At 66.7% G+C, this 25,153-nt stretch carries 20 protein-coding genes; 8 read left to right on the plus strand and 12 right to left on the minus strand.

Annotation, left to right across the window (positions count from 1 at the left end; genetic code table 11):
* Positions 1-186: 186 nt before the first annotated feature.
* A complete protein-coding gene (locus tag ACFPME_RS16250) occupies positions 187-1,548 on the plus strand; it encodes a 3-oxoacid CoA-transferase (RefSeq protein WP_377306717.1) in 1,362 nt (453 codons plus the stop codon).
* A gap of 74 nt (positions 1,549-1,622) precedes the next feature.
* Here ACFPME_RS16250 and ACFPME_RS16255 read toward each other — a convergent pair whose 3' ends face one another.
* From ACFPME_RS16255 to ACFPME_RS16265, 3 genes are all read right to left on the minus strand, one after another.
* Entirely contained in the window at positions 1,623-2,654 is a 1,032-nt protein-coding gene (locus ACFPME_RS16255; protein ID WP_377306718.1) for a sensor histidine kinase, read from the minus strand.
* A gap of 34 nt (positions 2,655-2,688) precedes the next feature.
* Positions 2,689-3,420: a response regulator transcription factor gene (locus ACFPME_RS16260; RefSeq protein ID WP_377306720.1), complete on the minus strand. Its 732-nt coding sequence runs from the start codon at positions 3,418-3,420 to the stop codon at positions 2,689-2,691.
* A gap of 103 nt (positions 3,421-3,523) precedes the next feature.
* A complete protein-coding gene (locus tag ACFPME_RS16265; RefSeq protein WP_377306721.1) occupies positions 3,524-4,132 on the minus strand; it encodes an arylesterase in 609 nt (202 codons plus the stop codon).
* Here ACFPME_RS16265 and ACFPME_RS16270 point away from each other — a divergent pair.
* The 5 genes from ACFPME_RS16270 (at position 4,131) to ACFPME_RS16290 (ending at position 9,767) form a co-directional block, all read left to right on the plus strand.
* Positions 4,131-4,832: an ABC transporter ATP-binding protein gene (locus ACFPME_RS16270; protein ID WP_377306722.1), complete on the plus strand. Its 702-nt coding sequence runs from the start codon at positions 4,131-4,133 to the stop codon at positions 4,830-4,832. The two genes, ACFPME_RS16265 and ACFPME_RS16270, sit on opposite strands and share 2 nt — an antisense overlap.
* Complete coding sequence (locus ACFPME_RS16275; RefSeq protein ID WP_377306723.1) at positions 4,829-7,312, plus strand: ABC transporter permease; 2,484 nt, start codon at positions 4,829-4,831, stop codon at positions 7,310-7,312. The genes ACFPME_RS16270 and ACFPME_RS16275 overlap by 4 nt, the downstream gene beginning before the upstream one ends.
* A 110-nt stretch (positions 7,313-7,422) precedes the next feature.
* On the plus strand, positions 7,423-7,740 hold the full coding sequence (locus ACFPME_RS16280; protein ID WP_377306724.1) for a hypothetical protein: 318 nt from the start codon (positions 7,423-7,425) through the stop codon (positions 7,738-7,740).
* Between the two features lie 124 nt (positions 7,741-7,864).
* Positions 7,865-8,494, plus strand: a complete 630-nt coding sequence (locus ACFPME_RS16285) for a glutathione S-transferase family protein (protein ID WP_377306725.1) — start codon at positions 7,865-7,867, stop codon at positions 8,492-8,494.
* Positions 8,495-8,633: 139 nt separating this feature from the next.
* Positions 8,634-9,767 (plus strand): SLC13 family permease, encoded by a 1,134-nt coding sequence (locus ACFPME_RS16290; RefSeq protein WP_377306726.1) that lies wholly within the window; start codon positions 8,634-8,636, stop codon positions 9,765-9,767.
* Positions 9,768-9,817: 50 nt separating this feature from the next.
* Here ACFPME_RS16290 and ACFPME_RS16295 read toward each other — a convergent pair whose 3' ends face one another.
* From ACFPME_RS16295 to ACFPME_RS16320, 6 genes are all read right to left on the minus strand, one after another.
* On the minus strand, positions 9,818-10,612 hold the full coding sequence (locus tag ACFPME_RS16295; RefSeq protein WP_377306727.1) for a DUF4097 family beta strand repeat-containing protein: 795 nt from the start codon (positions 10,610-10,612) through the stop codon (positions 9,818-9,820).
* A gap of 110 nt (positions 10,613-10,722) precedes the next feature.
* Positions 10,723-11,535 carry a nucleoside triphosphate pyrophosphohydrolase gene (gene mazG / locus ACFPME_RS16300; RefSeq protein ID WP_377306728.1) on the minus strand — a complete coding sequence of 271 codons (813 nt, stop codon included), beginning with the start codon at positions 11,533-11,535 and terminating at the stop codon, positions 10,723-10,725.
* Between the two features lie 87 nt (positions 11,536-11,622).
* Positions 11,623-12,444 carry a 3'(2'),5'-bisphosphate nucleotidase CysQ gene (cysQ, locus tag ACFPME_RS16305; protein WP_377306729.1) on the minus strand — a complete coding sequence of 274 codons (822 nt, stop codon included), beginning with the start codon at positions 12,442-12,444 and terminating at the stop codon, positions 11,623-11,625.
* Positions 12,441-12,998 (minus strand): ADP compounds hydrolase NudE, encoded by a 558-nt coding sequence (gene nudE / locus ACFPME_RS16310; protein ID WP_377306731.1) that lies wholly within the window; start codon positions 12,996-12,998, stop codon positions 12,441-12,443. The genes cysQ and nudE overlap by 4 nt, the downstream gene beginning before the upstream one ends.
* A gap of 23 nt (positions 12,999-13,021) precedes the next feature.
* Entirely contained in the window at positions 13,022-13,798 is a 777-nt protein-coding gene (locus ACFPME_RS16315) for an inositol monophosphatase family protein (RefSeq protein ID WP_377306732.1), read from the minus strand.
* A 14-nt stretch (positions 13,799-13,812) separates the two neighbouring features.
* Positions 13,813-14,598 (minus strand): type II secretion system protein N, encoded by a 786-nt coding sequence (locus tag ACFPME_RS16320; protein ID WP_377306733.1) that lies wholly within the window; start codon positions 14,596-14,598, stop codon positions 13,813-13,815.
* A gap of 67 nt (positions 14,599-14,665) precedes the next feature.
* Between ACFPME_RS16320 and ACFPME_RS16325 the strand changes: the two genes are divergently transcribed.
* Together ACFPME_RS16325 and ACFPME_RS16330 are read left to right on the plus strand one after the other, a co-directional pair.
* On the plus strand, positions 14,666-16,042 hold the full coding sequence (locus tag ACFPME_RS16325; protein ID WP_377306734.1) for an adenosylmethionine--8-amino-7-oxononanoate transaminase: 1,377 nt from the start codon (positions 14,666-14,668) through the stop codon (positions 16,040-16,042).
* A gap of 30 nt (positions 16,043-16,072) precedes the next feature.
* A complete protein-coding gene (locus ACFPME_RS16330) occupies positions 16,073-16,807 on the plus strand; it encodes a 16S rRNA (uracil(1498)-N(3))-methyltransferase (RefSeq protein WP_377306735.1) in 735 nt (244 codons plus the stop codon).
* Positions 16,808-16,833: 26 nt separating this feature from the next.
* On the opposite strand, the gene ACFPME_RS16335 is transcribed toward ACFPME_RS16330, so the two are convergent.
* The 3 genes from ACFPME_RS16335 to ACFPME_RS16345 are packed head-to-tail and all read right to left on the minus strand — an operon-like array spanning position 16,834 to position 25,149.
* Entirely contained in the window at positions 16,834-17,370 is a 537-nt protein-coding gene (locus ACFPME_RS16335; RefSeq protein WP_377306736.1) for a chemotaxis protein CheW, read from the minus strand.
* A complete protein-coding gene (locus ACFPME_RS16340; RefSeq protein ID WP_377306737.1) occupies positions 17,367-19,097 on the minus strand; it encodes a chemotaxis protein CheB in 1,731 nt (576 codons plus the stop codon). The genes ACFPME_RS16335 and ACFPME_RS16340 overlap by 4 nt, the downstream gene beginning before the upstream one ends.
* Positions 19,090-25,149: an Hpt domain-containing protein gene (locus ACFPME_RS16345; RefSeq protein ID WP_377306738.1), complete on the minus strand. Its 6,060-nt coding sequence runs from the start codon at positions 25,147-25,149 to the stop codon at positions 19,090-19,092. Before ACFPME_RS16345 ends, ACFPME_RS16340 begins: the two co-directional genes overlap by 8 nt.
* Positions 25,150-25,153: the final 4 nt, after the last annotated feature.

Here is a 25,153-nt window from a genome sequence, read left to right on the forward strand (position 1 = left end):
GTTATGCTTACACGCGTAAATGATCGCGTCAAGCAGCGTGGGCACAGGCGCTCCGCTTGACACGTCTACCGCAGGCAGACAGGGAGAACAGCGGGCCCGGCCTGCCCTGCGACCTTGGTACAAGGCCGGCGCGGGCCAAACCGTCGTATCCTTGGCAGCTGACTCTCCCTGCAGGAAGGCACAGCAATGGACAAGGTTTATCCGAGCGCGGCGAAAGCCCTTGACGGCCTGTTGTTCGATGGCATGACGATCGCCGCCGGTGGCTTCGGTCTGTGCGGCATCCCCGAGAACCTGATCGGCGCGCTGCTCGAGGCCGGCACCAGGGAGCTGACCATCGTCGGCAATAACGCCGGAGTGGACGATTTCGGCATGGGCCCCTTGCTGAAGACGCATCAGGTGAAGCGCGTATATGCGTCTTACGTCGGTGAGAACAAGGAATTCGAGCGCCAGACGCTGGCCGGCGAACTGGAGCTGCACCTGACCCCGCAAGGCACCCTGGCCGAGAAGCTGCGGGCCGGCGGCGCCGGCATCCCCGGCTTCTACACGCGCACCGGCTTCGGCACCAAGCTGGCCGAAGGCAAGGAGACCAAGATGTTCGGCGACAAGGAGTACGTGCTGGAAGAGGCGATCCATGCCGACCTGTCGATCGTCAAGGCGTGGAAGGGCGACGCCCACGGCAACCTGGTGTTCCGCGAGACCGCGCGCAATTTCAACCCGATGATCGCCACCTGCGGCAAGGCCTGCGTAGCCGAGGTGGAGCACCTGGTGCCGGTGGGCGAGCTCGACCCGGACAACATCCACGTGCCGGGCATCTACGTCGACCGCATCGTGCAGGGCGCGAAATACGAAAAAAGGATCGAGTTCCGCACGCTCGCCGGCGTCGCCGGGGGGAAGGAAAGCCCGATCCGGGTGGCGATGGCCAAACGCGCCGCGAGGGAGCTGCAGGATGGCTTCTACGTGAACCTGGGCATCGGCATTCCCACCATGGTGGCGAACTACATCCCGGAGGGCGTCAACGTCACTTTGCAGTCGGAGAACGGCCTGCTCGGCATCGGTCCATTCCCCACGGAAGAGCAGATCGACCCGGACCTGATCAACGCCGGCAAGCAGACCATCACTACCGTGCCCGGCTCCAGCTTTTTCTCCAGCGCCGACTCGTTCGCAATGATCCGTGGCGGCCACATCGATCTGTCCATCCTCGGCGGCCTGGAAGTGTCCTGCCAGGGCGATCTGGCGAACTGGATGGTGCCGGGCAAGATGGTCAAGGGCCCGGGCGGCGCGATGGATCTGGTCAGTGGCGTCAAGCGCGTGGTGGTGTTGATGGAGCACACCGCGAAGGACGGCAGCCCGAAGATCAAGACCGCCTGCGACCTGCCATTGACCGGCAAGCAGGTGGTCGACCTGATCATCACCGACCTGTGCGTGTTCAAGGTGGAGAAGGGCCAGGGGCTGACCTTGATCGAACTCAACGACGGCATCGGCCTCGCCGAGGTGAAGGCGAAAACCGGTTGCGCGTTCAGCGTGGACCCGGCGCTGCGGACTGGCTGAGACTGGCCGGAGCACAGCCACTGCGCTGTATTTCAAGGGTGCCGCGAGAGCATCGCGCACGGCGCGCGTGCACCCTACAACCCGGTGGAGTGGTGGCTCGGTCGGTTCGCGGGGTGCGGCGGCAGGGGTTGCGGAAAATGGATGCGGGCGATGTTCTCCTCGCCAAGGCGTGTCTGCAACTCCAGCGGCCAGCCAAAGCGGTCGCTGATGCGCTGGGCAATGGCCAGTTCGAATCCATGGCGGTCGGCACCCGGCACACGCACGGGACGCGAGCTGTCGCCGGAGACATGCGGGGCTGCGTGATTGCTCACGCTGACCACGCCAGGCGCGACGCTGACTACCACGCTGCCCTGCTCGGTCTGCTGGCAGGCATTGCGGATCAACTGCCAGCAAAGCACTGAAAAAGCCAGGGTCGAACCTTGTACGGCAAAGCTGGCCGATTCCTTCAGCAGCAGTTCGATGGGTCGTCCGGCCAGCAAGTCCCGGGCGGACGCGAGTTGGGGGCCGAGCAGGTCGTTGACGACGAAATGCTCGCCGTCCGATGCATCCGGCTCACGCGCGAGCAGCAGCAGCGCTTCCACCAGTATCTCCATCTCGCGCGCCGCGCGCTTGATCCGGAGGACCGAGCGCACCCCGAACTCGCTGAGGCTCTCCTCTTCGCCCAGCATGTCCACCGACATCTTGATGACGGTAAGCGGACTGCGCAGCTCGTGGCTGGCGTCGCGGGTGAAATTGCGCTCGCGCTGGTTGTATCCGGCGATACGCGTGGCGAACCCGTGCAGCCCGCGCACGAGGGAAGCGACGTCGGCGTCGGTATGCGTCGACAACCGGGCGAGGTCGAGCGCGTCCGGATCGAACTGCTGCCCGCCCCAGCGATTGACCACCCGTGCCAGCGCGCGCACCGGCCGCCACTCGCGCCGGGTGATCAGCCAGGCGATGGCGGCGGTGAACACGATCACGGTGATCACCGCCGCCATCGGCATGGCGTTGTAGATGCCAAGGATGCTGACGATTGCCACGATCACCAACTGGAGTCCGAAGACCCAGGCAATTCGCCGCCGGAACGCGCCCACGCGGAAGGTGATTGGTTTGACCCTGCTGTCCATCACTTCTGCACGATTGCGCTGCTGCAAGACAAAGTCAGGCCGTCTGCGCGGTTGAAGCGACTTCCGATTCCAGATCCGCCAGACGGTAGCCGGCTGAATGGATGGTGTGCAACAAAGGCCGCGCAAAGGGCTTGTCGATGACCCGGCGCAGATTGTAGAGATGCGAACGCAGGGTGTCCGAATCGGGCAGCGTATCGCCCCAGATCTCGCGTTCGATATCGCGCCGGCTTACCACTCGGGGTGATTCGCGCATCAGGATCGCCAGCAGCTTCAACCCGATCGGCGACACGGTGAGCTCCTGTCCTTCGCGGGTCAGCCGCAGCGTCGCGGTGTCGAGCATCATGTCACCGACGGTGAGCACTTCGGTGGATACCTGACGGCGATCGCGCCGGATCAGCGCACGCAGCCGCGCCTCCAGCTCGCGTACCTCGAACGGCTTCACCAGATAATCGTCGGCGCCGGCCTCCAGGCCCACCAGCTTGTCCTCCAGCGTGTCGCGCGCGGTCAGCATCAGCACCGGCGTGGACTTCTTCGCCTCCTTGCGCAGCTTGCGGCATACCTCCAGACCATCCAGCCCGGGCAGCATCAAATCCAGCACGAGCACGTCGTAGCTGTTGGATACCGCCAGATGCAACCCACTGACACCATCGGCGGCGTAGTCGACCGAATAGCCGCGGCGTTCGAGAAATTCGCCCACCATTTCAGCGATCTGGCGGTTGTCCTCTACCAGCAGGATCAACCCTGCTTGCTCGTCATGTACGGTCATAGTCCCCACTTCCATGGCTTCACATAGGTGAAAATCTAATCAAGCGATGGGTGAGGATTCCGTGAAACCGGGTTCGGCAGTTCACAAATCGTTCGGCTGGAACTCACAAAAGGGGCTTCAACCCGCGCCATACGGTTTCCAGCACCACCGGCTCGGCTTTCGCCACGGGGTGGAGACCATCGTCCTGCATCAACCCGGGATCGAGCGCCACGCCATCGAGCAGAAAGGGCACCAGCGCGGTATGCCGACTGCGCGCCAGCTCGGCATAGATCGCGCGCAGTCCGTCGCGATACTGCGGGCCGTAATTCACCGGCAGCTCGATGCCAACCAGCAGCACGCGAACATTCGCCCGCCGCGCCTGATCGATCATCGCGGCCAGGTTGTCGCGCAAGTCGGACAAGGGCAAGCCGCGCAAGCCGTCGTTGGCACCCAGCTCCAGCACCAGCACGGCCGGCCGGTATTTCGCCAGCAATGCCGGCAATCGGTGGCGTCCACTCAGTGAGGTCTCGCCGCTGATGCTGGCATTGATCGCGGCCCACTTCGGCACCATCTTGCCGAGACGCGCGTCCAGCAGGTGCACCCAGCCCGATTCCGTCGGAATGTTGTGCGCGGCGGACAGTGAATCACCCAGCACCAGCACGGTTCTCGGCGCCGCCGCCTGGGCGCTGCCGATGCCACACAGAACGATCAACAGCCATAGGCATCGACGCATGAGTGATTCTTCCCGTCCCATTCTTCAGGCCTGCGATGTTAGCAAGTCCGTCAGCGGCCCCGAGGGACGACTGGAGATCCTCAGTCAGGTCAGCCTGCAGATCCGGCCGGGCGAGAGCTTCGCCATCGTCGGCGCCTCCGGCTCCGGCAAGACCACCCTGCTCGGCCTGCTGGCCGGGCTGGACACTCCCGATGCTGGCAGCATCGAACTGGACGGGCATGCACTGCAGCAGCTGGACGAGGAGGCGCGCGCGGACCTGCGCCGACGGCTGGTCGGCTTCGTGTTCCAGTCGTTCCATCTGCTGCCCGCGCTCACCGCCGAGGAAAACGTGATGCTGCCGCTGGAGCTGGAGGGCGTCGGCGCGGCGCGCGAGCGCGCCCGCGAAGCGCTCGAAGCCGTCGGGCTGAGTGCGCGGCGGCGGCATTATCCGGCCCAGCTTTCCGGTGGCGAGCAGCAGCGCGTGGCGATTGCGCGCGCGTTCGTGCACCGCCCGCGCGTGCTGTTTGCCGACGAGCCCACCGGCAACCTCGACCAGCGCACGGGCCACCATGTCTGCGACTTGCTGTTCGCGCTGAACCGCGATCATCACACCACGCTGGTGCTGGTCACCCACGATGCCACGCTGGCCGCGCGCTGCGATCGGCGGATCGAACTGGAGGAAGGCCGCGTGGTGCCGCACGACGTGAGCGCACACGCATGAAGATGTTTCTGCTCGCCCTGCGCAGCCTGCGCCGCGAATGGCACCTGCCCGAGCTGCGCACGCTGGCCGCGTCGCTGGTGCTGGCGGTGGTCGCGCTCGGCGTGGTCGCCACGCTGGCCACGCGGATCGAGCGCGGCATGCTGGCCAGTGCGGCCGAACTGATCGGCGGCGACATCGGCATCTCATCACCGCAAACCGTGCAAGGTGACTTTGTCGGCAAGGCCGATCAGTACCATCTGCAGATCACGCGCACGGCGAGCTTCCCCAGCGTCGCGTTCGCCCACCAGCAGACCCAGCTGCTCGACGTGCTGGCCAGCACGCCAAACTATCCGTTGCGCGGCACGCTGGAGCTGGGCGACTCAGCCGGCCGCACTCGCAACGGTCACGCACCCGGCGTCGGCGAGGTCTATCTCGATCACCGCGCACTGGTGGCGCTGAACCTCAAGGTCGGCCAGCCACTGCAACTGGGTGGCCGCAAATTGACCATTGCCGCCGAACTGGTGCGGCAGCCCGATGGCGGCCAGTTGTTCGCGCTGGCGCCGCGCGCCTTGATGAACCTGTCCGATGCCGAACAGGCCGGCCTGCTCGGCATCGGCAGCCGCGCCCGCCGCCAGCTGCTGCTGGCTGGCGCTCCCGACGCGGTCCAGCATTGGCGCGACTGGGCGCAGGCCACCACCTTGCCGCAGGGTGCGCAGTTGATCACGCCGGAGCAGACCCAGGAGCGCATGCGGACGTCGTTCGACCGGGCGGGCGCGTTCCTGCGCCTGACCGCGCTGCTGTCGGCGCTGCTGGCCGGCATCGCGATTGCGCTGTCCGCGCAACGCTATGCGCGGCGCAAGACCTCCGAAGTCGCCCTGCTGCGCGCGCTGGGCACCTCGCGACGACGCGTGCTTGGACTGTTGCTCGGCACGCTCGGCGCGCTCGCGCTGCCTGCAGCGACACTCGGCCTGCTGCTGGCGCTGGGGCTGTCGCAGCTGGCATGGGTGTTCGCCAGCCAGTTGTTCGGCAGCCTGCCGACCGTGCTGCCGCTGGCGCCATCGTTCGCCGCCGCCGCAATGGGTATCGCGGTGCTGGCCGGTTTTGCACTGCCGCCGCTGGTACGGCTGGCCGAGGTCTCACCAGTGGCGGTATTCCGCCAGAGCGCGACGCGCCGGGTTCGGCGTTTCGACATGCTGTACCTGATCCCCGCGCTGGTCGCGCTGGGCCTGATCTGGAGCCAGAGCAGTTCGCTGCAGCTGGCTGGCATCCTTGCCGCCAGCCTGCTCGGCGTGGCCGTGGTGGCCGCCTTGCTGGCCGCGCTGCTGTTGTGGATGGCGCGCCGCATCGCCCCCGGCGCACACCCGGCGCTGCGGCTGGGCCTGGCTGCGCTGGCGCGACGGCGCACGCTGAGCCTGGTCCAGGCCACCGCGCTCAGCTTGGGATTGTGCGCGCTGCTGTTGCTGGCGATCGTCGCACCGGCCCTGCTGCAAGGGTGGCGACAGGAACTGCCGGCGGATACGCCGAACTGGTTCGCGCTGAACCTGCAGGATGACCAGCGCGCCGGTTTCGAGCACGCCCTGGCCGGCATCGGTGGCGACCAGCTCAACATGCTGCCGCTGGCGGTGGGCAAGCTCACCGCGATCAACGGCGCGCCGATCGACCAGCTGCATTTTGAAGACGAGCGCGCAAAGGACTGGGCGGACCGGCAACTGCGGCTATCCTGGGCCGCTGCGTTGCCGCCGTCGAACCAGGTGATCGCGGGCCGGTGGCAAGGCGCGCATCCGGCACAGGCGGAAGTCTCGATCGATACCATGTGGCGCGACATGTTTGCGCTGAAGGTGGGCGACACGCTGCGCTTCAACGTCGGCGAAGGCGACCTCGACGCGAGAGTCAGCAGCATCCGCAAGGTCGACTGGAGTTCGTTCCGGGTCAACTTCTTCCTGCTGCTCGATCCGGCGCACGCCGGCGACCTGCCGCACACCTGGCTGGCCAGCTTCCATCTGTCGCGCGGGCACGCCACGCAACTGGCGCAGCTGTCGCGCGACTATTCCAACCTCAGTCTGGTCGACGTCGACTCGCTGCTCGACCGCGTGCGCGAAATCGTCGATCGGGTCGCTAACGCGGTGCGCTGGATCCTTGGCTTCAGCCTGCTCGCCGGCGCGCTGGTGCTGGCCGCCGCACTCGCCGCCAGCGCGGCCGAACGCCGCCACGAGGCCGCGTTGCTGCGCACGCTCGGTGCACGTCGAAACCAGCTGCGCGTCGCCGCCGCCTGCGAGTTCGCCCTGCTCGGGCTGGTCGCCGGGCTCACCGCCTCGCTCGGTGCCGCCGGCGCCGGTCTGTGGCTGGGTCAGGCCGTGTTCCACATCGAAGGCTTCGTGCCGCCGCTGTGGCCACTGGTGTCCGCCGCCCTCGGCGCGGGGTTCGTGGTGATGCTGCTGGGGCTGGCCGGAACACGCAAGGTGACGAGGACTTCGCCCATGCGGCTGTTGCGGGAGGGATAGGTTCACTGCCGCCGTCATCGCTTCTGCCCGATCACGCCCCGAGCGGGACCGCGGATAGCCATGGTGTCGATGCACACTTGCGCGCGCTACCCCAACCAGGATGTCCACTCATGATGTCCTGGATGATCCCCGTCGTTGTCGCGCTTGCCGCTCCGATACTGCTCAACGAACGCGGTCGGCTGGCCTATGCCGTGCTCCTGTTCTGCGGCTTCGGCGGATTGATCGCCTACGCCATCCAAGACGACATGTCGCGCCCAGGGCTTCAAGGTTCGCCCGGTGACGGCCTTGGCGTGGCCATCCTGATCCTGTCGTTCTTGATACTGGTCGCCGGTCTGCTGATGAGCGTGATGATCCACGCGATTCGCGCCAAGCTGCGATCCCGTCGGCGACGCCGGCGCCGGACTACGCCCGGAGGTGTCCCCTCGTGAACCGGCGCCATCGTGGCATGTTCGATCAATCGCGGACGACCTTGGCATACTTGGCGGCAACGACACCGTCATGCAGACGGGCGTCTGCGCAGGATCACCCCCGACCAATCCGCAAAGGCACGCCATGTACACCCTCTACTACTCCCCCGGCACCGCCAGCATGGTGGTGCATCTGGCACTGCTGGAGATCGGTGCGCCGCACGAATTGCGGCTGGTCGATTTCGACGCCGACGCACAGCACGATCCGGCCTATCTGAAACTCAATCCGCGTGGCGTGGTGCCGACGCTGGTGATCGATGGCCGGCCGTTGTCGGAGTCGGCGGCGTTGTTGATGGTGCTGGCCGAGCGTCACCCGGAAGCGAAGCTGGCGCCGGCGCCGGGTACGCCAGAACGCGAGGCGTGGCAGCAGTGGGTCGTCTATCTCAGCAACACCCTGATGTCGACGTATCGCTTCTGGTTCTATCCGTCGGAACTGGGTGCAGCTGAGCACACGCCGGCCGTGCACGCCGCCCTGCAGCGCAAGATCGAAGGCGTGTGGGACCTGCTGGATGCGCAACTCGCCGCGAGTGGCCCCTACCTGCTGGGTAGGGAATTCTCCGGCGCCGACCTGCTGCTGACCATGCTGATGCGCTGGTCGCGCAACATGCCGCGCCCGGCCACCGAATGGCCGGCATTGAAGCGGCTGGCCGATCTGGTCCGCGCGCGGCCGAGCTGGCAGAAGCTGTACGAGATCGAGGGACTGGGCGAGTGGTGAGCTACGGCGTTCGGACCGCGCGCGTGCACAACGGGCCCGCTGCGATGGCGGGAGCAGCTCCGCTCGCGATCGGCGCAGGCGCCTCTGCAACACAATCGCGGCTGAAGCCGCTCGGCCGGCACCGACGCGCCGTCCGGTGGTGAACGACTCCGCACATGCGCGCACCGACTGGCGCGCCGAGCTTCGGGCCGAATGGCTGCTGCTGTTGTTCGCCGCAGTGACGATCGCGCTGGCCCTGCTCGACCCGCAACCACTGGCGAAGTATCGGCACTGGCTGCAGTTGCCGACGCTGGCCGGACTGATGGGATTGCTGATAGCGATCCAGGGCATCCGCGACAGCGGACTGGTGCAGCACGCGGCGGTCGCCGTGGTGGCGAAAGCACATTCATTGCGCAGTCTCGGCTTGCTGCTGGTAACCGCGACGGCGTTGCTGTCGATGGTGCTGACCAATGACGTGAGCCTGTTCCTGATCGTGCCGTTGACGCTGGCGATCGGCAGCATGTCGAACCTGCCGGTACTGCGCATGGTGGTGCTGGAGGCGCTGGCGGTGAATGCGGGTTCCACCCTGAGCCCGATCGGCAACCCGCAGAACCTCTTGTTGTGGCAGCACTCGTCATTGCCGTTCCTGCATTTCGCGGCAGCCATGCTGCCGGCTGCGGCGGTGATGTTCGCGCTGGTGGCGGCCTTCACCCTGCTGTGGTTGCCGCGCGATCGGGTCGCACTGACGCCGGACAGGATCGACGGTCGGGTAGCGTCGAACCGGCTCGGCGCATGGTCGATGGTCGCGCTGGCCGGCATGGTGCTGCTGATGGAGTATCACCAGGCGCCGCTGGGTGCCACGCTGCTGCTGGGGCTGTTCGCGCTGCTGGCGCGCTCGAGTCTGGCGCGGATCGACTGGCCGCTGTTGCTGACGTTCGCCGCCATCTTCCTGGGGCTGGGCCACTTCGCCGAACTGCCGCTGATGCGCGATGCGCTGGACCGGCTCGACTTCAGCCAGCCGCTGACTTTGTATGCCAGCGGCATCGTCGCCTCGCAGCTGATCAGCAACGTCCCGGCTACGGTGCTGCTGCTGGATCGCGCTCCGGACCCGATCGCGCTGGCAGTGGCGGTGAACGTGGGCGGCTTCGGCGTGGCGATCGGCTCACTGGCGAACCTGATTGCACTGCGTCTGGCGAAGCAGCCGCATGGCCTGCGGCGGCTGCACCTGGTATCGATCCCGTTCCTGCTGGTGTGCGCGCCGATGGTGTACCTGGCCTGGCGCTGGCTGGGCTGAAGTCAGGTCGCTCCTGCCCACGCAAGGCGCGGGCAGGAGTTCAAGCCATCTCAATCGTCATCGCCGTCGTCTTTATCGCGCGGCACGCTGACCTTGCCCTTCACGCCGGAATGATTGACGTCGCCGCTGCCCTTGGCGCCGAGACTGAAATCACCGGACACATCGCTCACGGCGAGATCACCGGAACCCAGCGTGTCGGCATGCACGCTGCCGCCGACATGGCTCAGCGTGACATCGCCCGAACCGATGCTGCCGACCTTGGCATCACCCTTGATGCCATCGGCCTTGAAATCGCCGGAGCCGACCGAACCCAGCTCCAGGCTGCCGATGTCGGTCGCGTCGACGTTCCCCGAGCCCACGCTGGTGCTGAACTTGCCCGTTGTCTGGCGCACATGCAGGTCGCCCGAACCGACATTGCTCTGCAGCTGCTGCACGCCACTGACGTCGGCGTCGCCGGAACCCACGCTGAGGGTCACCGGCAAGTTCGCCGGCAGCTGCGCGGTGACCTCGAGATTGGCGTAAGAGTCGCCGAACAGGCTTAGCGAAAAATGTCTGTTGTTGCTGCCGCCGATGTCGAGCAGCAACTGATCGCCTTCGCGCCGCTGGGTGACCTGCAGATCGTCCAGCGCGGCCTTCTCCGAAGCGCAGGCGCGTCCCGTAACGGCAAGACCCCTGGCGCTGTCGCTGCCGGTCAGGTGCAGGTTGTAGCTGTGCACTTCGATCTGCACGGCGCGCACGCCGGCCAGGTCCAGCTGGAGGTTTCGCGGCGCTTCGTACTTGCATGGCGTGGCGGCGAAGGCAGCGATGGGCGCAAGCAACAGGGTAGCGGTGAAAAGACGGCGCATGATGAACTCCTCGGGTTGGCGACAGGCTTGGGATGCAACCCGGGGCAAAAAGGTTGCATGCCAACGCGTGGATGTGCCCCGATGGACTGCCGCGGCTCGACATCCGACGGTCACGGCTGGCGCTCGATCGCCTTGACACGCTGCCACAGTTGTTCCTGTTCGGCGAGCGTGCGCTCCCCGAATGTGGCCCCTTCGGCGGCAGCCAGTTGCTCCATCCGCCGGAAGCGCCGCTCGAACTTCGCATTGGCGCGACGCAATGCCTGCGAGAAATCGACGCCTGTGTGGCGCGCCAGATTCACCGTCACGAACAGCACGTCGCCGATCTCGTCTTCCAGCCGCACCGGATCGGCGCCATTGGCGAGCTCGGCGCGCACCTCGTCCACTTCCTCGGCCAGCTTGGCCAGTACCGGCTGGGGATCGGTCCATTCGAAACCGGTCCCGGCTGCACGTTGCTGCAGTTTGAGCGCGCGCTTCCATTCCGGCAGGCCGCTGGAGATCCCCGCCAACGCGCTGTCGTCGGCCGTTTCGCCCTTGTCCGCGCGTTCGACGGTCTTGATGTCCTCCCATGCACGCATCTGCTCGTCGAGATTGGCGTACTGCACGTCGCCGAACACGTGCGGATGACGGCGCCGCATCTTGGCGCTGATCGCGTGGGCCACGTCGGCGAAGTCGAACAGCCCCTGTTCCTGCGCCATCTGCGCGTGGAATACCACCTGCAACAGCAGATCGCCCAGCTCGTCGCGCAGATCCGGCCAGTCGCGGCGGTCGATCGCGTCGGCCACTTCGTAGGCTTCCTCGATCGTGTAAGCCGCGATCGACGCGAAATCCTGCTGCACATCCCAAGGGCAGCCGCGCGCGGGATCGCGCAGGCGCGCCATGATCGCGAGCAGGTCGTCGAGGCCGTATCGAGGTGAGTCGCTCATGCTGCGAAAAGCTCCATCAGTACCGCAACTCATTTCCCGCTCTGGACAACAAGACCGGGGCGAGGGGCCAACCTGCATCCATCGAAATCAGCGTTGCACGGCGCTCCGCAAGCGCGCGGCCCAATCGATCGCTCCATCGCCCACTGCAAGAAATTCGGGATTGAGCAGCGATTCGCCCCGGTTGTAGCGAAACGGGCGGCCAGCCAGATCCAGCACCGCGCCGCCGGCCTCGTCCAGCACGCATTGTGCGGCGGCGGTGTCCCACTCGCTGGTGAGGCCGAGACGCAGATAGACGTCCGCCGCACCGCGAGCGATCAGGCAGAATTTCAGCGACGAACCGAGCGGAACGAGTTCGTAGTCGCTGCCGACCAGCTGCTCCAGCAGGGCGCGCTGCGACCCGCCATGCGAGCGGCTGCCCGCCACCCGCGGCGATTGTGCCAGCGGACGAGTACGGATGCGATGCCAGTCGCCACCTGGCATCGCCTGCAGCCAGGCGCCGTGCCCGCGCTCGGCGACGTACAGCTCGCCGGTCGCCGGCGCCAGCACTACGCCGAGCACGGATTGCTGCTGTTCGATCAGGGCGATGTTGACGGTGAACTCGCCGTTGCGCTTGACGAACTCGCGGGTGCCATCGAGTGGATCCACCAACCAGTAGCGCGACCAGTGCTGGCGCTCGGACCACGGCAGCGCCCGGGCTTCTTCCGACAGTATCGGCAGCAGCGAATCAAGCCCGGCCAGGCCCGTCAGGATGACCTGCTGCGCGGCGAGATCGGCAGCCGTCAGGGGCGATGCGTCGGCCTTGGTCTCCACCTCGAAATCGCTGCGATACACCGCCATGATGGCGTCGCCGGCGGCGCGGGCGATCTCGCCGATCCGGCGGGCAAAGGCAGGGGCGGCGCGGGTGTTCATGTGCGCTGGAAGCGCCCGGCAAGGTATTCGCGGGCCATGAACAGCGCGGCAATCGAGCGCCCTTCGGTCACGTCATCGCGACCGAGCAGGGTGTGCAGCTCGGCCATCTTCCACGGCACCACTTCGAGCTCTTCCGGTTCGTCGCCGACCAGCTTTTCGGGATACAGGTCCTGCGCCAGCACGACGTGCGCCATGTGCGTCATGTACGAAGGCGACAGCGACAGGTTGTGCAGGATCTTCAGCTTGCGCGCGCCGTAGCCGATCTCCTCCTTCAACTCGCGCTCGGCGCCCTGCTCGGCGGTCTCGTCCTGATCCAGCCGACCCTTCGGCAGGCCAAGCTCGTAGCGCCCCACACCGCCACCGTATTCGCGCACCAGCAGCACGGTTTCATCATCGAGCATCGGCACGATGATCACCGCGCCCAGACCGCTGCCCTTCAACCGTTCATACGTGCGGCGCACGCCGTTGGAGAACTCCAGATCGATCTGTTCGACCTGCAGGAACCGGCTGTCGGTGACATCCCGCACGGCATGGATGATGGGTAGCTTGGGCATCGCCACATTCTAGCGCGCGCGGTTCAACGCCGCAGTCGAGGCAGTGCCTGCGCGTGGATCGCCCGCGTGCCGGCCAGCACGCTGCGCGTTTCCAGCGTCGGCGGCGCGCCGTCGAGGTCGGTGAACACGCCGCCGGCCTCGCGCACGATCACCGCCAGAGCCGCGATGTCGAGGATGTTCACGTCCGACTCGACCACCAGGTCCAGGCTGCCGCGTGCCAGCAGGTGATAGTGGCAGAAATCACCGTAGCCACGGATGCGGTTGCTGTCGCGGATCAGCGCGCCCAGGGCGGCCCAGCGCGCATCGGCAGTGAGCGTCCTGACGTTGCCGATGGAAAGTGACGCTTCGGCGATCGCCGACGTGGCGGCCACCTGCACACGCTCGCCGTCGAGCCATGCACCGCCGCCGGCGCTTGCCCACATCACCTCGCCATAGACCGGTGCGCTGGATACGCCGAGCACCAGCTCATCGCCATCCATCAGCGCGATCTGGGTGGAGAAGAACGGCGTGCGTCGCACGAAACTCTTGGTGCCGTCCAACGGATCGACCAGCCACAGCAGCCCGCCGCGCTCACCCTCCAGACCGAATTCCTCGCCGTAGATGGACGCCTGCGGCAACGCCGCATGCAGGATGCTCCGGATCGCCTGCTCGGCTTCGCGGTCAGCGATGGTGACTGGCGTCGCGTCGGATTTCAGCTCGACTTCGACCCCGCGCCGCCAATAGTGCTTGATCACTTCGGCTGCAGCGGCGGCGGCCTCGCGGGCGGCGGCCAGTGCCGTGGCGGCGATGTCGGGAGTCATGCGGTCTCGTATCCTCATTTCGGTGGCGGCGCCAGCGATGTCGCCGCCAGGCCACCGCTACGGTGCACAGGCACGCTGCCATCGGGGGAGGCCGGTCCGAGACCGGCCAGCCAATGGCGCAGCGACGGATCAGTCTGTCGAGGCCGCAGCGTTGCGTCCAGTCGCCAACCGAGCGGGCTCAGCTGCCATTGACCATCGACATGCAGCGGGCCGTTGCCATCGTCGCGCAGTTGCGCCTCGATCACTCCGCCGTGCGCCTGCGCCTGCATCTCCAGTTCGCCCAGCACCACATCGCCGCGCGATGTGTGCATGACGGCGTGCCGCCAGTGCGCCTGCCCATGCAATTTCAGCGGCCAGCCGCCTTGAAGTACCGCCTGGTCGACGCTCAGTTGCAGCTCGCCGCGCGGCTGACCCCACGGCGGGCCCGGGTCGATATGCAGTGCGGAAAGGTCGCCACGCATGTTCGCGTCATCCAGTGCGATGCGATCGCCGGGCAGCCGTGCCATCGTGCCGGAAACATGCAGCTGCGGCCCGTTGAACCGCAACTGCAGCCGCAATTGGCCGAGCAACGCAAGGCGCGACAATCGCCACTGCAGCTGACCCAGTACGCCTCCGTCGGGAGCCGTCACTTCAGCGGCTCGACCATCCCACACCGATCCCTGCACCTGCTGGAGGCGCAGCCCGTGCAGTTGTGGCTCGATCCAGGGCAAGGCCCAGCGCGCTGGCAGGAACCACAGCAGCACGGCCGCTGTCAGCAGCAACACACCAAGGCCAAGCAGGCTTTTGCGCAGGTAGTTCAAGCGTCGATTCCCACATCGATCCATGCGCGGGCTTGAGCGCCCATCGCGCAACGTCGATGATAGCCGGATGAGCAACCCCGCAAACGGCAATGCCGCGCTCGCCGCGCGCGACCTGAAACATCTGTGGCACCCCTGCACGCAGATGCACGATCACGACCTCGCCGGTGGCGGCGTGCCGATGGTGCCGATCGTGCGCGGTGATGGCGCGTGGCTGGTCGACGCCGATGGTCGCCGCTACCTGGACGGCATCAGTTCGTGGTGGACCAACCTGTTCGGCCACGCCAACCCGCGCATCGCGGCCGCGCTGGCCGAACAGGCGCGCACGCTGGAGCACGTGATCTTTGCCGGGTTCACGCATGAACCGGCAATCGATCTGGCCGAGGAACTGGTGCGGATCACCCCGCCCGGCCTCGATCGCGTGTTCTATGCCGACAACGGCTCGGCGGCAATCGAAGTAGCGCTGAAAATGAGTTTCCACTATTGGCTCAATCAGGGCCATGGCGAGAAGACCCGCTTCATCGCGCTCACCGGCAGCTACCACGGAGAGACGCTGGGCGCGCTGTCCGTCAGCGACGTGGCGCTGTACCGCAAGACCTACGCGCCGCTGCTGCTGGCGCCGCTCCTGGCGCCGTCCCCGGATGCCTACGGGGGCGAACCGGGCGAGTCGCCGGAACAGACGGCCAAACGCCGCCTGGAGGAGTTGCGCACGCTGCTTGGACGGCATGCGCACGAGACCTGCGCCGTGATCGTCGAGCCATTGGTGCAGTGCGCCGGGGGCATGCGCATGTATCACCCGACTTATCTCGCCGGCCTGCGCGCGCTGTGCGACGAATTTGCGGTGCACTTCATCGCTGACGAGATCGCGGTGGGCTTCGGCCGCACCGGCACCCTGTTTGCCTGCGAGCAGGGCGGTGTGACACCCGATTTCCTGTGTCTGTCGAAGGGGCTCACCGGCGGCTTCCTGCCGTTGTCGGCGGTGCTGACCACCACCGGCATCTACGCAGCGTTCTACGCCGAATACAATGCCGGCAAGGCGTTCCTCCATTCGCATAGTTACACCGGCAACCCGCTGGCCTGCCGGGTGGCGCTGGAAACGCTGGCCATCTTTCGCGATGAGCCGGTGCTCGCACGCAACCGTCGGCTGGCCGCCCATCTGGCCCGCCGACTCCAGCCGCTGCGCGATCATCCGCATGTGGCCGAGGTCCGCCAGACCGGCATGATCGCGGCGATCGAGCTGGTCGTCGACAAGACGCGCCGGCAGCCGTTTCCCGCGGACGAACGACGCGGCTTGCGCGTCTACCTGCATGGCCTGCAGCATGGGGTGCTGCTGCGTCCGCTGGGCAACGTGGTTTATTTCATGCCGCCCTACGTAGTCACCGAAGCGGAACTCGACCTGCTGGTCGATACCGCGATCGCCGGTATCGAACGCGCCGTGGCTGGCTGACCCCACATTACACGACGAACCACGACTTCCATGCGCACCATCCGAATCCATGCCGACCTGCCGCTGCAACCGGGCATCGAACTGACGCTGCCGGCGCAGGCCGGCGAGCACGTCGCCCGCGTGCTCAGGCTGGCGACAGGCGATCCGCTGACCCTGTTCAACGGCGACGGCTGCGACTACGCGGCCAGCATCCTCGTCGTGGGCAAACGCGACGTCGTGGTGCGGGTCGCGTCACGGCAAATGCTGCACAACGAGTCGCCGTTGCCGCTGACCCTGGCGCAGGGGGTGGCGCGCGGCGAAAAGATGGATCTGATCGTGCAGAAGGCGACCGAGCTTGGCGTGGTGCGCATCGTGCCGTTGCTGACCGAACGATCGGAAGTGAAGCTGGATGCCGCACGGTCCGAAAAGCGATTGACGCATTGGCGCGCGGTGGCGGCCAGCGCCTGCGAGCAGAGTGGCCGCGCACGCTTGCCGCTGATCACCGCAGCATTGCCGCTGCCCGTCTGGCTGGACAGCCTTGTCGAGGACTCTGCATTGCGCCTGGCGCTGTTGCCCGAAGCCACGCGCTCATCACGCGAGCTGCGTTTCACGGCCACCGGCGGCCTGCTGGTGGTCGGCCCCGAGGGCGGGTTGGGTGAGCGCGATACAGCGGCCTTGCGCGCTGCCAGGTTCGACGGCTTGCGGTTGGGCCCGCGCATCCTGCGCACGGAAACCGCCGGGCTGGCCGCGCTCGCGGCCTTGCAGGCGTTGCACGGCGACGGCTAGGTCGCCGTGCAACGCCTGCAAGGCGCTCAGTCTTCGGCGTCGAAGTGTTCGGAAATCTCGACCGGTTCATCCGGTTCGATGGACGCGGTCAAGTCGGCTTCGTCGAGCAGACTCAGCAGCTCGACTTCGAGCCACTCCAGATCGGGGATCATCGCCACGTCATCACGCACGAGCACATGGGCGCGCACTCCAGGCGGCAGCGCGCTGCCATCATGGGTGGGAATGATCAGCTCTGCATTCAGGGTGGTCAAACGCGGGAAGCCCTGAGTCAACACCGCGATGAACGGCAAGGCGGGGTTGCCGCCCAGCGCCTTGAGCACGGCCACGCGCACGCTCAGCTCGGCGTCGCCTTCCTCGGTGCCGGCCAGTTTGGTAAACGACACCAGCGGCACGCGCCAGCCACGCCAGGCAATACGCCCGAGCAGCCAGTCCGGCGCATCATGCACCGGCTCGGGCTTGCTCTGGGTCACCACCTCGGCAATGGTTGCGTTGGGCAGCAGCAGCCGAAGATTGCCTACCGGCACCAGGACGCAGCGAATTTCACGCGGCAGCGGATCACTCATGGGAACACCTCGATCAGATGCGCTGCCAACTGGGGCGGCGTACCGGAAAAACTGACCAGTCGCTCGGCGAATATTCCGCTGACCATGTCGGCAAAATGCTCGCCGGACGACGACTCTACCCAGACCTGGCCGCCGCGATCATGGATCGCCTGCGCGCCAGCGACGGCGTCGTTGCCGCGCCCGGCGAACACGATCGCCAGCGCATCGCGACCGAAGGCGCTGGCCGCCATGGTCAGGCTGGCGTCGATCGAGGGGTCCGCGGATGCATCGTTGCCGTTTGCCAGCAACTCGATGGAGCCATCGCGGCGCACCCGCACCTGGTGCCCGGCCGGCACCACCAGTACTTCGCCGGCACCGGCCCGGCCGCCCCGTTCGGCCAGGCGGACCGGCAACGCGCAGGGCGCGGCAAACCGCTCCACCAGGGCAGCGTCCGACTGCCCGCCCAGGTGCTGGGTGTGCAGAAAGGTCAGCCTTGTGGTCGCCGGCAACGCGGCCAGAAATTCGCAAACAGAGTCGACCCCGCTGCTTGCCGCACCCAGCACCACGATCCGGCTCAGCGCGGAACCCAGGTCATCGAGCTGCATTTCGTGATCGTGCACATAGGCCTGTGGCGCGATGGCCTCTTCCATCGAGACCAGTTCGAGGCTCATGAACGCCTCCACTCCGTGGGCGATCGGCTCGACGTCGGGCGCGAGGAAATCGGCGGCGCTGAGTTTTTCGATGCCAAAAGCGGCGGCGTCCGGTTGCTCGGCAGCCACCGGCGCCAGCGGAGCATCGTCGTCCAGCAACGCCCAGGCGTCGGGCGCACGCACGGAAGCGATCGCGTCGGCCGGCACCGGCTCGGCCACCTGGGCGGGCTGGGCCGTGATCGATGGATCCATCGCCGGGGAGAGCTGCAGATCATCGGCACCGAATGACGATGAAGGCCTGTCCGACGAAGTGCCGCCGTTCGACACGGACAACGATGGCGCCAGCGGCACCTCGGGCTCGGTCATGGCCGACCAACCGAAGTTGCCATCATGCAGCGGTGGCAACTCCCCCTCATCGAAATGACGCGGACCGGTGCCGGTGTCTTCCTCGTCGGCCGGCAGCTCGTCGGAGGCCAGCAGGGCTTCCAGTTCGGCGGCCAGATTCTCCGATTCGGCGGTGGCGATCTGTTCGTGCCGACCCGGATCGTCGTGCATGAGGAAGTCGGGCACCGACTCGGCGTCGATGTCTGCTTCCATTTCCACCATCGGCTCCGCGGAAGGCTGCCGCACTGGCTGGCTGGCAATCGCCACCTCGGCGATCGAGGCCACTGGCGCTGGCTCGGCATCACGCGACATCGGCTCCAGCACCGCGGCTTGCACCGCCTCGACGGTACGGGCGTCCTCGGGGCGCGGCGGGTCGACGTCGCCCATCGCCAGCACCTTGACTGCCAGATGACGCGCCCAGCGGGCGCGGTCCCAGCCGATCAGGGTGCGGCTGGCGTGCGCATCGTTGAACACCACGCGCGGACGATCGCCGTCGATCACCTCGTAGAGCTGATCGAGCGCGTCGTCGGCGCTGTCGTCAAGGTTGACCACCAGTACATCGGCGCCAACCTGTTGCAGCAGTTCTCGGGTGAGGCTGGACACGCCACCCTCGTGGACGATGCGCGCGCCGCGCTCGTGCAATGCCTCGCGCAACTGCTTACCCAGTTCGGTGTCGTCGAACAGCAGGGCGACTGCCGGAGCCGAGTCAGTCATGAACCAGCTCCGCCGCACGTTGCTCCAGGACCTCGCTGATCTGCACCAGCAGTTCGGCTTCCTGGTACGGCTTGCCGAGGTAGCGATCCACGCCGATATCGAAAGCGCGCTGGCGATGCTTGTCGCCGCTGCGCGAGGTGATCATGATGATCGGCACGTCGCGCAACCGCGGGTCGGCCTTCATGTGGGTGGCCAGCTCGTAACCGTCCATGCGCGGCATCTCGATGTCAAGCAGCATCAGATCGGGCACGCGCTCGTGCAGTTTCTCCAACGCGTCGACGCCGTCCTTGGCCGTGCTGACTTCGTATTCGTGGCGCTCCAGCACGCGGCCGGTGACCTTGCGCATGGTGATCGAGTCATCCACCACCATCACCAGCGGCCGCACCTGCACTTCCTCGACGACCGGCGCCCGCACGGCGCTCAGGCCTTCGGCCAGACGCTGATCGCGGCGGATGATGCCGTGACGGACCAGCGGCGCCAGATCCAGAATGATCAGCACCGAACCGTCGCCCATGATGGTGGCGCCGAGCAGGCCCGGTACCGAGCTGATCTGCGGGCCGACCGACTTGACCACGATCTCGCGCGAGCCGAGCACGGCGTCGATGCGGATCGCCGCGCGCAGATCGCCGGCGCGGGTCAACAGCAACGGCTGCTGCTCACCTTCCGCCGGAAGCCCTGGCGGCAGGCCCAGCAGCTCGGCCAGATCGTGGATGCCGTAGTCCTCGTTGCCGTACTGGAACGATGGCTCGTCCTCGGCCAGCAGGGCGGTCAGGTCCTCCGGGTTGACTCGCGCCACGCCCTGCACCGAGGTCATCGGAATCGCGAACGTCGCTTCCCCGATGCGCACCAGGATTGCCTGGGTCACCGCCAGAGTGAACGGCAGGCGCAGCACGAACGTGGTGCCCTTGCCTTCCTCCGACTCGATCGAGAGCGAACCCCCAAGCTGCTTGATCTCGTTCGCCACCACGTCCATGCCGACCCCGCGGCCGGCGAGCTGGGTGACCTTGCTCGCCGTGGAGAAACCGGTCTGAGTGATCAGCGAGAGCAACTGGTTGTCGGTTGGCCTGGTTTCGGCGCGCAGCAGGCCGCGCTCGATACCGCGCTTGCGAATGGCCTCGCGATTCAACCCTCGACCATCATCGCTGACCCGGATGACCACCTCGGTGGCTTCTCGCGCAACCCGGATATGCACGGCACCTTCGGCTGGCTTGCCCGCCTTGCGGCGTTCGGCCGGGGTCTCGATGCCATGCGCGATGGCGTTGCGCAGCATGTGCTCGAACGGCGCCTTGATGCGGTCGAGCAGGTTGCGATCCATTTCGCCGTGGGCGCCGTCCACGTAGAGCTGGGCGTTCTTGCCCTGCTCCTGCGCAGCCTGCCGCAACGTGCGGCGCAGATTCGGCACCATCGTGTCGAACGGCAGCATGCGCGTGCGCAGCAGGCCGTCCTGCAACTCGGTGCTGACCCGCGACTGCTGGATCAGCAGGGTTTCCGCCTGGCGCGTCAGTTCGTCCAGCATGTTCTGGATGGACACCAGATCGGACACCGACTCCGCCAGTGCACGCGAATACTGCTGCAGCTGCGAGTAACGATCGAGCTCGAGCGGATCGAACACGGTCAGACCCGCTTCGCGATGCTCGCGCTGGAAGCGCGCGATGATCTGCGCCTCGGTCTCGATTTCCAGCATGCGCAACTGGCTGCGCAGGCGCGACACGGTCTGCTCGAGCTCCACCAGGTTGAAGCGGTAGCCGGCAACTTGCTGCTCCAGTCGCGAACGGTAGATCGCCACTTCGCCGGCATGGTTGACCAGGCTGTCAAGCAGGTCGGCGCGAACTCGGATCTGTTCTTGCGAGGAACGTACTTCCTCCTCCATTTCCGGCAGCAGCTCGGGCAGATCGAGCGCATTGGCCGTCTGCCGCGCCGCTGGCAGCGACGCGGCCGGTGCAGGCGCAACGTCCGATTCCGTCGCGGCAACGGCAGCGAGGACCGCGTCGTCGGTGAGGGTCGTCTCGCCAGCCAGCCTCAGCAGGTGATCGATCGTGGCCTGCGGATACTCGGGCGCCTGGCCCTGGGATATCTGCTGTACCAGCGAATGCAACTGGTCGAAGCTCGCCTCCAGCGCGGAAATGAGCGTGCCGGTTTTTGCCTTGTCGCGGATCGGCTTCTCGATCAGGGTCTCGATCGCGTGGGAAAGATCCCCCACCGGCACCAGCCCCGCGATGCGCGCGCCGCCCTTGAGCGTGTGCAGATCACGCTGCAGCTCCGCGACGTGCGACAGCTCGGCCGGCTCGGCGTGCCATTGCGCAAGCACGCTGTCGGCGTGGTCGAGGATCTCGCGCGCCTCATCGATGAACACCTCCAGCAAATCGGCGTCGATGTGGCCCGAGCCAGCCAACGCATAGGCAGGCTCCTGGCTTACCTCTGCATTGCCCTGTTCCGTTTCTTCGTCGACCGCGGCTTGTTCGGCAGCCAATTGCTCGGCCGCAGCGACCTGCGCAGCCTGGTCGGCTGCGAGCTTCTCCGCAGCCGCGCGTTCGGCCGCAGCCGCCTGCTCGGCAGCCAGCTTCTCGGCGGCGGCGCGTTCTGCAGCAGCCTGTTCGGCAGCCAGTTCCTCAGCGACGGCGCGTTCTGCGGCGGCCTGCTCGGCAGCCAGCTTCTCGGTGGCGGCACGTTCTGCGGCAGCCTGCTCGGCAGCCAGCTTCTCGGCGACGGCGCGTTCTGCGGCGGCCTGCTCGGCGGCGGCATGTTCCGCAGCGACGCGCGCTGCGCTGGCTTCCTGCGGTTCGAACGCGTCCAGCGCCGCTACCAGCTCGGCCGCCACCTCGGCGTGATGGATTTCGTCCGGACTCATCTGTGGCGGCCGAGCATCTTCGGCGGGGGTTGCCGCCGCGGGCTGCCGGACCGGTGCTTCAGCCTCCAGCATGCTTGCGTCCAGCGAGGCGACCATGGTCGCCTCGCTGCCGTCGACATGAGCGGTCGCCGCGGCATCAGCCTGATCCATCTCGTCAGGGCGGGGCTCGTAGACAACGTGCGCCACCTGAGACTCGGGATAGTGGTCGCGCATCTCCGTGATCTGCGCGGTGAGTGCTTCCGCATTCGGCAAGTGCGGCTCGACCGCATCAAACTGGCCCATCACGTGATCGACCAGATCGATCGACTGGCCCAGCAGACGCACGCCGTCGGCCGACAACGGCAAATTGGCCGCGCGCAGCCGCTTGAACAGCCCTTCCAGCGGCGACAACAGCTGGGTCAGCAGCGGAATGTCGACCATGGCGATCGCGCCGTGCAGGGTATGCACCGCCCGCAACAGTTCTTCGCCGACCGGCAGCTCGCTTTCGCTGCGCTGGATGGCGGCGCGGATGGTCTGCAGGTACTGCGCCACTTCGCTGCGCAGGATCTCCAGCAACACTGGATCCACCGGCGGCAACACCGGCATCGCGATCGACGGCTCAGCCTCGACCGGCTGCGCGGCGGCGGCCGCGAGCGCGTCGGTCAGACCGGCCTCCGGGACGGCAGCCGCCATGGCGTCGGCGCGCGGCACGCGGCGGCGCACGACGCGCCGGACCATTTCCGTGGCCAGCGGCGCGTGGTCTTCCAGGCGCACCTGGTTGCCGGCGGCAAGCTGCCCGGCGGTATGCATGATGGCGCTGAGCGGGGCGGTCGGCGTGCCGTCGCCCTTGAGCGCAGCCAGCAGCTGCGGCAATGCCTCGATCGCGTGCCGCACCAAGGCCTGCACGTTCTGGTCCGGCTCGATCGTGTTGTCGAGCACGCGGTTGAGCATGTCCTCCACTTTCCACGCAAACTCGCCGAGCACGCCGGCACCGACCAGGCGGCCGGACCCTTTCAGGGTGTGGAACGAACGACGGATGCTGATCAGCGGCGAGTTCTGCGTCGGATCGGCGAGCCACACCTTTTCGGCGCCGCGCAGGTTGTCGATCTCTTCCTGCATTTCCTCCAGGAAGATCTCCCGGATATCGTCGTCGATGCCTTCCGCATTGATGTTGAAGCTGGTCTTCGCGGCCAGCGGATCGCGCATCGGAACCTGCTCGAAAACCTCTTCCTCGATCTCGGTCCAGTCGCCTTCCTGGCTGTCGGGCGCATCGCCTTCCAGCACCGCGGGTGCAGTCGCTTCGGTCGGGGTCAGACGCAGCCCGTCCAGATCGTGTGCGTTCACGGTTTGGGGTTCGGTCTCGCCCACGAACAGCTGTGACGGATCGTTGCCCACCAGCAGGCTGACGGACTCGGTCAGTTCGGGATGTTCCTCGTGCTCGATGCCGAAACCTGTGGCCATCGGCAATGTTGTCCAGGGCGCCTCGGCGGGCGCGCTGGCGGGAGTCGCACGCGCGGCCGGAACCGGCCAGTAGCCCAGCTGGCCAAGACTGTGTTCGGCCACGTCAAGGATATGCTCCAGGCCACCGCGATGTTCACGCGCCGCCTCGAGGTAATATTCGAGCGCCGCCAGCGCATCCGCCAGATGATCCATCTGCGTGCCGCTGGGGACGCGCCGATCGTCCAGCAATTCGTAGCCGATGAAACGGCCGACACCCTTGGCCAGTTCAGCCGGACGCGGCGATGACAGCATCCGCATGGCGCCGGCCACCTCGTCCATCAGCGATTGCGCGCCAGCGAGGCGATCGTGTTCCCAGCCGGACTCGACGAAGGCGACGATCGCCTCCTTCACTCTGCCGGTATTGCCGATCGCTTCCTGCATCAGGGTGGTGACCACGCCCAGCGCTTCGCTGCGCGGCAAACCGTGGATGGCGTCGCCGGCGCCAGGCTCGTCCTCGGAGCCGAGACTCTCGATGTGATCGTCAAGCGACGCTTCGACGTACAGCAGCGCACCGGCCACATCGAGCAGGGTTTCCTCGTCTGCGGGACGCAAGCGGTTGGCGATCTCGTCGAGCACCCGCCGCTGTTCGGTAACCACCCGACGCGGCACAGCCAGCGCCAGCATGCCCAGCGTGTCGCCGACGCGCTCGAGCACCTCGCCCTGCGCCGACAGTTGCGCGGGATCGCCGTCCTGCTGGCGCAGGAACAGATCCAGCGCCTCCTTGACCCGCAACAGGTCGTCCTTCAGTGCGCGCGATACCGAATCGAGCAGCGCGCGGTTGTGCCCCGCCATCGAGCCGCGCGCGTGCTCCAGCTCGCTGGCGTCCGGCAACAGGCTGTCCAGCGCATAGGTCGTACGCAGCAGTTCCATCTGAGGACTGCGCTGCTTGGCCTGCGCGACGATGTAGAGCAACCTGCACGCCACGTCGTCCGCCTCGCCGCCGCGCAGGGCGACTTCACCCTGCTCGATCAGCAGGCGGATGCTGCGGTCGACCTTACCGATCAGCTGGCGCACTTCACCGGCGTAGCCCTTGAGGGACCCCTGCTCCAGACCTTCCAGCACGCCGGCGGCAATCCACCACAGGCGTCGGCCATGCACGTGGTAGCAACGCGCGCTGATCGCCAGGAGCGTCTTGCGCATTCCGCTCAGTTGTTGTGCCGCATTCTGCCCCCGAAACCAGTTCAGCAGTTGCTGCTGGAAACGCAGGCGCAGATCCACCAGCTCGCCACGATGCGCATCGGCATACGCCTCGCTCATCGCTGCGGGGGCCTGCTCCGGCAGGAACGCATCCAGATTCGGGTGGAACATCGCCGACTCGGGCAGCGGCTCCTGTTCGCGGCTCGCGCGCAGGTCGTTGAGCAGTGGCAGCAACACCACCGGCACATCGCGATGGCCGCTGGACAGCCGCTCGAGATAATCGGGCAGCTGCATCAGGCCGCGCATCAATGCGGCATACGCTTCTTCACGATAGGCGACGTGATCCTCCAGCAGCGCGATGGCGAGCGTCTCCATCTCCGTGGTCACCATCGCCGCGCCATACAGCTCGACCATCTGCAAGGTGCCCTGCACCTGATGCAGGTGATCCGCGCAAGTGCGCATGAAGTCGCGCTTGCCCGGATTGTCGACGTAGGACTCCAGTGCCTCGCGGGCGATCGACAACGTATCGTCGAGCTCCGGCTTGACCCACTGCAGCGTGGTGAAATCGATATGGTCTTGAAGTCTCATGCGC

Source organism: Rhodanobacter umsongensis (assembly GCF_042654965.1).
In the GTDB taxonomy this organism is placed as follows: Bacteria; Pseudomonadota; Gammaproteobacteria; order Xanthomonadales; family Rhodanobacteraceae; genus Rhodanobacter; species Rhodanobacter umsongensis.

What these genes read in the sequence shown, in the direction of transcription:
- ACFPME_RS16250 (WP_377306717.1), top strand. Translation starts at nt 187, where the DNA reads ATGGACAAGGTTTATCCGAGCGCGGCGAAAGCCCTTGACGGCCTGTTG.
- ACFPME_RS16255 (WP_377306718.1), bottom strand. Translation starts at nt 2,654, where the DNA reads ATGGACAGCAGGGTCAAACCAATCACCTTCCGCGTGGGCGCGTTCCGG.
- ACFPME_RS16260 (WP_377306720.1), bottom strand. Translation starts at nt 3,420, where the DNA reads ATGACCGTACATGACGAGCAAGCAGGGTTGATCCTGCTGGTAGAGGAC.
- ACFPME_RS16270 (WP_377306722.1), top strand. Translation starts at nt 4,131, where the DNA reads ATGAGTGATTCTTCCCGTCCCATTCTTCAGGCCTGCGATGTTAGCAAG.
- ACFPME_RS16265 (WP_377306721.1), bottom strand. Translation starts at nt 4,132, where the DNA reads ATGCGTCGATGCCTATGGCTGTTGATCGTTCTGTGTGGCATCGGCAGC.
- ACFPME_RS16275 (WP_377306723.1), top strand. Translation starts at nt 4,829, where the DNA reads ATGAAGATGTTTCTGCTCGCCCTGCGCAGCCTGCGCCGCGAATGGCAC.
- ACFPME_RS16280 (WP_377306724.1), top strand. Translation starts at nt 7,423, where the DNA reads ATGATGTCCTGGATGATCCCCGTCGTTGTCGCGCTTGCCGCTCCGATA.
- ACFPME_RS16285 (WP_377306725.1), top strand. Translation starts at nt 7,865, where the DNA reads ATGTACACCCTCTACTACTCCCCCGGCACCGCCAGCATGGTGGTGCAT.
- ACFPME_RS16295 (WP_377306727.1), bottom strand. Translation starts at nt 10,612, where the DNA reads ATGCGCCGTCTTTTCACCGCTACCCTGTTGCTTGCGCCCATCGCTGCC.
- mazG (WP_377306728.1), bottom strand. Translation starts at nt 11,535, where the DNA reads ATGAGCGACTCACCTCGATACGGCCTCGACGACCTGCTCGCGATCATG.
- cysQ (WP_377306729.1), bottom strand. Translation starts at nt 12,444, where the DNA reads ATGAACACCCGCGCCGCCCCTGCCTTTGCCCGCCGGATCGGCGAGATC.
- nudE (WP_377306731.1), bottom strand. Translation starts at nt 12,998, where the DNA reads ATGCCCAAGCTACCCATCATCCATGCCGTGCGGGATGTCACCGACAGC.
- ACFPME_RS16315 (WP_377306732.1), bottom strand. Translation starts at nt 13,798, where the DNA reads ATGACTCCCGACATCGCCGCCACGGCACTGGCCGCCGCCCGCGAGGCC.
- ACFPME_RS16325 (WP_377306734.1), top strand. Translation starts at nt 14,666, where the DNA reads ATGAGCAACCCCGCAAACGGCAATGCCGCGCTCGCCGCGCGCGACCTG.
- ACFPME_RS16330 (WP_377306735.1), top strand. Translation starts at nt 16,073, where the DNA reads ATGCGCACCATCCGAATCCATGCCGACCTGCCGCTGCAACCGGGCATC.
- ACFPME_RS16335 (WP_377306736.1), bottom strand. Translation starts at nt 17,370, where the DNA reads ATGAGTGATCCGCTGCCGCGTGAAATTCGCTGCGTCCTGGTGCCGGTA.
- ACFPME_RS16340 (WP_377306737.1), bottom strand. Translation starts at nt 19,097, where the DNA reads ATGACTGACTCGGCTCCGGCAGTCGCCCTGCTGTTCGACGACACCGAA.
- ACFPME_RS16345 (WP_377306738.1), bottom strand. Translation starts at nt 25,149, where the DNA reads ATGAGACTTCAAGACCATATCGATTTCACCACGCTGCAGTGGGTCAAG.